General features: G+C 27.8%; 8 protein-coding genes and 1 pseudogene. 1 reads left to right on the forward strand and 8 read right to left on the reverse strand.

The window, feature by feature from the left end; genetic code table 11:
- The 7 genes and pseudogenes from U880_RS0103480 to bdr form a co-directional block, all read right to left on the reverse strand.
- Nucleotides 1-959, reverse strand: a 959-nt coding sequence (locus U880_RS0103480) for a variable large family protein (protein WP_024654771.1), incomplete at its 3' end; no start/stop codon positions are given.
- 224 nt (nt 960-1,183) lie between these two features.
- A pseudogene (locus tag U880_RS10070) lies at nt 1,184-2,145 on the reverse strand (variable large family protein); the annotation flags it as partial.
- Nucleotides 2,146-2,938: 793 nt separating this feature from the next.
- The gene (locus U880_RS0103490) at nt 2,939-3,502 is read right to left on the reverse strand and encodes a chromosome replication/partitioning protein (protein ID WP_038359154.1); all 564 of its coding nucleotides are present in this window, start codon (nt 3,500-3,502) and stop codon (nt 2,939-2,941) included.
- A 58-nt stretch (nt 3,503-3,560) separates the two neighbouring features.
- Nucleotides 3,561-4,325, reverse strand: coding sequence for a ParA family protein (locus tag U880_RS0103495; protein ID WP_014687048.1), 765 nt, complete (start codon nt 4,323-4,325; stop codon nt 3,561-3,563).
- Entirely contained in the window at nt 4,301-4,861 is a 561-nt protein-coding gene (locus U880_RS0103500) for a DUF226 domain-containing protein (protein ID WP_024654773.1), read from the reverse strand. The genes U880_RS0103495 and U880_RS0103500 overlap by 25 nt, the downstream gene beginning before the upstream one ends.
- Before the next feature lie 278 nt (nt 4,862-5,139).
- Nucleotides 5,140-5,409, reverse strand: coding sequence for a plasmid maintenance protein (locus U880_RS12010; RefSeq protein ID WP_024654774.1), 270 nt, complete (start codon nt 5,407-5,409; stop codon nt 5,140-5,142).
- A 407-nt stretch (nt 5,410-5,816) separates the two neighbouring features.
- Nucleotides 5,817-6,431 carry a Bdr family repetitive protein gene (gene bdr / locus U880_RS0103520; RefSeq protein WP_024654775.1) on the reverse strand — a complete coding sequence of 205 codons (615 nt, stop codon included), beginning with the start codon at nt 6,429-6,431 and terminating at the stop codon, nt 5,817-5,819.
- Nucleotides 6,432-6,959: 528 nt separating this feature from the next.
- On the opposite strand from bdr, the gene U880_RS0103530 reads away from it, so the two are divergent.
- A complete protein-coding gene (locus tag U880_RS0103530) occupies nt 6,960-7,196 on the forward strand; it encodes a hypothetical protein (RefSeq protein WP_024654777.1) in 237 nt (78 codons plus the stop codon).
- Between the two features lie 113 nt (nt 7,197-7,309).
- On the opposite strand, the gene U880_RS0103535 is transcribed toward U880_RS0103530, so the two are convergent.
- Nucleotides 7,310-7,744, reverse strand: a 435-nt coding sequence (locus tag U880_RS0103535; RefSeq protein ID WP_024654778.1) for an RNA-guided endonuclease InsQ/TnpB family protein, incomplete at its 5' end; no start/stop codon positions are given.

Below are 7,744 nucleotides of genomic sequence, written 5' to 3' on the forward strand. Positions count from 1 at the left end.
CCTCCCTTTGCCATCGCTCTTAATGCTATTCCTCCTGCTATAATCGCATCTCTAGCATTATTAGCATTAGCACCGTTATTATTAGCAACAGCATTGTTATGTTTCGCTAATTTAGCTGATTCACCATCATCACCTTTTGCAATAGCTTGCAATATGTCAGCACCAGTTACAGCCCCAACAGCCTTTACTGCATCTCTTGCTGCTTTTGCTGCATCAGCAGCAGCACCTGCATTATTATTAGCAAACAATTTCCTTGCATCACCATCAACACCAGCACCAGCATCACCCCTTGCAGCACCAGCAGTACCATCATCTTTAACAGGACCGTTATCATTTCCAGCTTCTGCGTTTCCTTCCTTAAGTACTACACTTACAATTTTTTTGATTCCCTCACTAAGAGACTTAACCGCATCAGCACCAGCTCCAGCTCCAGCTCCAGGTTCAGCAACATTACCAATTGCTTCAACACCATCAGCTCCTTTTAAAGCCTCACTTGCACCGTCAATTATCTTATCAAATGTTTCACTAACTAATTTCTTCACTACACTCTCTACTTCAACAGCATGAGGATTCCCTCCTTTCTTCATATCATCAACAATTTGTTCAAGCTTATCCTTGGTACCTTGCACAGTACCCTGAACCCTCTTAAAATAATTCCCTACATCTGACTTCTTTGAATTAACATTCAATCCCAATACACTCCCTACCATATCCCCAAATGAAGTGAAAACATTCAAAAATTCATTACTCACATTAACTAATGACTGCAAAAATTTATTCTTTCCTTCCTCTCCTCCCGCAACTCCCCCACTATTACATCCCATCACCACCATCACTACCATCACCATTATTCCTTTTACTATTCTTTTACTTCCCTTCTCTCTTCCCTTCTCTCTTCCCTTCTCTCTATACTCGCTTATACACTCTTCTATATTTCCTATTCCTTTCTTCTCTTTCATTCCTTTCCTTCGCCTCCTTGTTTTTTTTACTTGCATCCTACTTCTACCTATAAAAACTAATAAGCAACAAACAAATGAATAATGAAAAACAAATGACAACAAAATAATAAATATTTATTTAACATAATAAAAAAAAGATACTAAGCATCTAACTCTTAGTATCTTACCGTTATAATTTTATTTATCTTATTTTATTATTTAGTCATATCATTATTATTAGACTATTAGTTTTTAGCACCAGAAGCATCCTTATCAGACACAACAGGAGTAGCATTAGAATTAATTCTCATAGAATCCTTAACATTCTTAAGCCCCAAGTCTATTGTTTTCCTTATTGCCACTGTCAATGTATCTAACGCCTTAGTTACTGCACTTACAACCGTATTTTTACTCCAGTATTATATTCAGCAACAGCCGCACTAGGACCAGCAAATTTACCATTCTTAGCTATAGCTCTTAATGCTATTCCCCCTGCTATTACCGCATCTTTAGGAGCAGCGCCAGGATTCTTAGCAGTAGCTAATTTAGAAGCGTCACCAGCAGCCTCAACAATAGCCTCTAATATATCTGCTCCTCTTACTCCTCCTACTGCTTTTGCTGCATCTGTTGCTACTTTCTTTGCATTAGCTTGCTCACCTGCATTGTCACTAGAAAACAACTTCCCTGCTTCTCCATCCCCAGCATTAGCATTTCTTGCAACACCATCACTAGCCTTATTAGAATCCCCTGCATCGGCCTTCCCTACACCTTTAAGTACTACTTCTATTATTCCTTTAATTCCTTTCACTATCTTCTCAACCTCATCACCTGCAACACCACCAGAACCAACAGCAGCTACATTACCAAGTAGTTCATAACCTGCAATATCAATAGCCTCACTTGCCTCCTTTGCTCCAGCTATTATCTTATCAAGTGTCTCACTAACCAATTTCTTTACTTCACTCTCTACTCCTGCCGCATTCGGATTCTTTTCTACCTTCATTTCAGCAACAATTTTATTAAGTCCATCCTTTATCCCTTGCACAGTACCCTGCACTCTCTTAAAATATTTCCCTACGTCCGATTTCTTACTCTCAACACTCAACCCCAATACGCTCCCTACCATTTCCCCAAATGAAGTGAAAACATTCAAAAATTCATTACTCACATTAACTAATGACTGCAAAAATTTATTCTTTGATTTCTCTTATTTCAATCAATAATAGTCGAAAGATTTATTCTTATATAATTTAAATTTACTATACCACTTTTTACTAATCCCAACATTGTACATCAAAAATTCTTCATCTTCAAAAACATCAAGAAGAAAAAAATAATAATAATCATTTTCATAAAAAATCAAAAATATTATTTTATTGGAAATTAAAATATAAAATTAGATCCTGACTAAATATTCTACATAGAACACTTAATCAAGATCTAAAGCTTTGCAAGTATGATCACAAACAAGGTAGTCCTAAAATGATAGCACTACTAATGTTAGGTAGGGTACAATAAATTAAAAATAAAATCAACCATTATACTATTCAAATAAAAATAATATACATAGTTTCCCTAAATTTACTCAATTAATACAAAAAACTTAATTACTATAAAAATAATAATGATTATAATAATTAATTAAGCTAGCAATGCAATAATATTTAACATTCTGTTTTTTACAATAAGTCTCTATAGCAAGATTATGCTATTACTTTTTATTTATTTTTTCAAAATTTCATTATCATTTTGCATATACTTAAAGAAATTGAATTATAAATTAAATGGACATTTTTTGAAATTTTAATTTCGCAAGTTATATATTTTTAAAGTTCATATTTATTATTCCAATAATTCTTTTAATCACAAAATCATAATTATTTGATATGAAATTAAACCTGCAAATTTTTCACTAAACCCTTTTTACGAGTCCATTTATTAAGTTGTTTATTCTACAAACTATATACAATAAATGAGAAATGAGTCATAAACATTCTTTATTAGTGATGTTCCAAATCTTTAAATTTATGCATAAACTCTTCTAGCAATTTTTTTTCATCTTTAAATAATGTATCCATTAAAAAACTGGCAAACTTAACATTTTGTCTATAAAAATCATAACTTTCTTGACTTTTAAAATGAAATTTTAAAGATTTTAGCCCACGATGTCTTGATTTTTTTATTTTCACACCTTCCTTTATTCTTATCAATGATAAAACTTCTCTGAAACCGTTTTCCAATACATATTGTTCTTCAAGTAATCCTTTTTCTATCGCTGTTGCTATTTTTAAATAATTATATGCCTGAGATTTTGCTACTTTATAAGAACCTAAAAATTCACTAAACCTTTTATAACCATCTAATTTATAATAATCATTGTCTTTAATTTCTTTTAAAATTTTCATTGCTTCCAATTTGTTATAGATATTTTCCTTAAGATTAGACTTTAACTTTAGCTTAAGTTCATTATATCTTTCTTGCCTTCTCTCTTCCGCTGACAAAATTTTATTATTTTTAAATATAATATTCTTATCATTATGCATTATCCTTCTATTAATCTCCATATTGTTAATCCTCTTTTGCAAATGTTTCCAACGGTTGGAAAAATTTATTTTCAATAATTTATTTACAAGTTAACTTATCAATTTGACCTATAAAAGTATGCAATATATTCTCATATTCCTTGATATAATCTTTATTTAAATTAAACTCGCAATTATCCGCTATCTTCTTATTTAAATCCTCTCTTTCAGATATCATGCCTAAAAAATTATCCTTTGATTGCAAAATATCTAAAAGACATTTATGTGTATTATTCCTTTTAAACCTAGTTATAAATATAAAGATAGGTACAAAAATCTCTAGTTCCTTTATAAAAAAATCTAAAACCTCAAAACTTTCAACAGCCCACTTTTCTGCAGTCATTGGTACAATAACATAATTGCTACACACAAGAGCATTTGTCAATGTAAAATCTAAACTAGGATTAGTATCTAATATCACATAATCATAAGCCTTTTCTAACCTTCCTATTTCAAATTTTAATTTGAATTCCTCAAGCATGTATTTAAAAAAATTTCTATTTATTTTATGTAAAGTAACATAACTCGGTATTAAATCTAAATTATTGTCAATATTCACAATTGATTTATTAATATTTAGTTTATCAATTAATACTTCATATATATTTTTATTTACTAAATCTATGGATAATTCTGTTATCTTTCTAAAAAAATAACTAGTGGTAGATGCTTGTGTATCCATATCTACTAAAAGTACTTTATATTTTTGAGACAATAACTTAGATAATATTATTGCACTTGTACTTTTCCCAACGCCACCCTTAATTGAGGCAATAGAAACTATTTTAGGTTTTTTTTTATCCATTTTTCAATAAAACCCCCTTCTGGTAATTTCTTTTCGTAAAATTCATATACTTCTTTTTCTAGGAGCAAAAGTAAATTAACTAGAGATTTATAATATCTCTTATGAATTTTCTCTTTTCTCAATAAATAAGCAAGTCCCCTTAAATAACAAAAAACACTTCCTTTTTTAAATCTAAACTCTATATAATAAATCTTTGAAAAGGTAGATGCTTTCATTACTCCATTTTCTGCATATTTTGTAATAATATTTTTTATAGGTTTTCTATATCCATAAAAAATACCAAAAAACTCATCGTCATTCTTTATAGAAAACAAATGAAACGATTTTATTTTTTCTTGATTAAACAAACTTCTAAAGGAAATAAAAAATTTATGCTTCTGGTGTTTATTAATTCCAAATGCAAAAAAATCTTTCATAATTTTTGTATGATATACATTTTTACTATTAATCTTTTCTATCCTAATAAAAATTACTTCATTTTTCGGCGGTACTATTTCTACATTTTTATTTGCTAATCGCTTTAATATACCTTCCATAAGTAGTCCTCAGCTAACAACCTTATCATATTTTCATCTCGATAAATTTTAATAATTCATAATAATAATAATAATAATGGCTATCTAGCATCTTATTATATTCCAATTTTTCTTGTTTATTTAAATAATCCTTTATTGGCATTAAGACTTCTACTTTCAATTTACTTACTAATTGTCCAATGCACATGTTAAATATATTAGCTATAATATTTATTCATCCTTTATAACATTCTTTCTAGAACGTTCAACAGATTTTTCAATTATGGTAATTATTTTTCTTAAACCATCATACATGTTGCTTTCAATAATAAAATGTGGTTATAAGGATTTTCTATTAATTGAAGTGTTTTGCTTAATTTACAAAAATAATTTTGCAATATTTTACTTTTGATTACTTTTTGTCCATTTCTTTTAAGATTTTCATTAAAATAATAAAATACTCTATTTTGATAATATTTTCTGAACTGATTGTTTATATAAAATATTATCAACATTAAAGCTATTAATTCGCATTGATGTCTTTCAATATGGATACTGATGCCTCTCATCGTAATCTCCTTGTCTGTGAATTATTAAATAATAATAACCTAAAAAATAGTAAAAAGTAAATATATCCCTTTAATAAAACTTTTTTATATAAACATTAAAAAAGAATGTCACTTATTATATATAAAAGTTATTCAGAAGAAATATTTTTGATACTTTTTATATATGCAATATGATAGTTTTCCTTTTGGATATTACATAAAGTTGTTGCGTAAATCAACTCAGATACAAATCTATCGTATTATAGAATAAGGAAATATTTGTAAATTTTTGGATAAAGTTTTGTCTTTAAAAGAAAAACAAAAGTTAATTCTCAATGTTGATGACATAAATAAGCCATTCAAACTCATTTTGATTTGTACAGAATAGAACATTATTAGCATGAAAATATATGATTAATTCTTTTTATTCATTTAGTACTCAAAATAGAATATATTATTGAAAATAAAGCTAAAAAAATTCCTATATTAAGAGTAATAATAGTCCCAAACATCCAATTATGTAATTTCCCTGTGTTTTTAAGTTCATTGAATTTACTATCAAATTCTACTCTCACTTTATCAAGTTTATTATCAAGTTCTAGCTTAGCAGAGTTAACCTCAGATTTTAGTTTATCTTCCACTTTATCAATTTTGTTATCAAGCTCTATTTTTACCTTATCAAGGTTATTATTAAATTCTAATTTAACAGAAGTAAATTCAGATTTTAACCTATCTTCTACCTTGTCGATTCTATTATCAAGTTCATTAAATTTATTGTCAATTTTATTGTCAAGACCTACTTTTATCTTATCAAGTTTATTATCAAGTTCTAGTTTAACAGAGACAATTTCAGATTTTAAAATACCTTCTATCTTATCAATTGTAGTATTAAAATGGTTTTCCAAGTATTCAAGATCTTTATAAGTAAGCTCATTTTTGTAATAACGATAAGATAAATCAGTAGCAATGTCTCTATTAATTCCAGCTTTGAGCAGTTCTGTCAATACCATATGCTGAGTAATAATTGGTTGTGGCTGAGCCATAAAAGATCTCCTTAACTACAATTATACAATAAATTTTGATGAATTATACTATATCATAGTAAATAACAAATAATATATTTATTTGAGTATTCATCACTGACTTCCATAAAGTTATTAACAAATGTATATCTATACTAATAACAAATTTAATTTTTGAAAGTTGTGATTTTATAGAATAGAAATTATATTTGAAAAGCAAAGTTGAAATAAATTTCCTATAAAAATTAATTCTCAAAATAATTATACAAATACAAAAAGAATTAAATTCTCGATATTCATTATTTTTATCATTTCCAGATACCAGATATATTTTCTTATTACCATACATTAATTAGTTTTCTTTTTGAACTTTAAAAGGTAAGAAAGAAATAAACAAGAAAAACATGATAAAAAGTAAAAAAGCACAGTGTTACAATGATGATAATATTGATGAAATACAACAACGAAGAACTAAAGGAATGAAAAGGAAAAAAATAGTTTAAACGACATAACAATAACAATAATAAATTTGAAACAAATAATGAGAAAATGCTTTTATGCATACGCACTTATGGATTTAATACAAAATGTTTTTTAGGTTTTACTGAAAAATTAAATACAACTAAAAATAAAATAAAAAAATATTTTAAAGGTCTAAGCAAAAGGCTTATTCATACATTAAAAGAGTCAAAGGAAGTAGTAAAAACAACAAAAACAGATGTTGATAAAATGTTTCATCAAAATGTGATTAAAAATACCGTTTTGATTCAGAATAACTGTAAGTGAACTGCTATTTCTAAATCAAAGATTATAGAAATAGCTTCTTGTTTCATCCCATGATAGCTTTTTAGGTTCTATAAGAACGGTCATCCACTAGAGCATGGTCCACAAGCTTTACTTCAGGCAGTTCCTGCCTTAGTTTTTATTTCCTTATAATAATAAGCTTTAAGATTTAGAGCTGCATTTATATCTCTATCGTGCAAAGTGTTACAACTCCTACAACTCCACCTAATATCACTTAATTTTAGAGTTGTATTTTTAATACCGCAATTGTTGCATAGCTTGCTTGATGGAAAATATCTATCAACTTTATGTAAATAGGCTCCGTACCACTCTGATTTATACGATAATTGTCTTACAAACTCATGCCATCCTAAATCATTAACACTTTTGCCAAACATTCCTTTTTGCATACTTTTAATTGATAGGCTTTCTATTACTATATTTTTATAATTAGCTACAAAATAATAAGATAATTTATGTAAAAAATCTTTTCTTTGATTTGAAATTTTCCTATGCAACTTGGCAACTCTTAATCTAGATTTAGCTCTATT

It is taken from the genome of Borrelia hispanica CRI (genome assembly GCF_000500065.1).
Lineage (GTDB): Bacteria > Spirochaetota > Spirochaetia > Borreliales > Borreliaceae > Borrelia > Borrelia hispanica.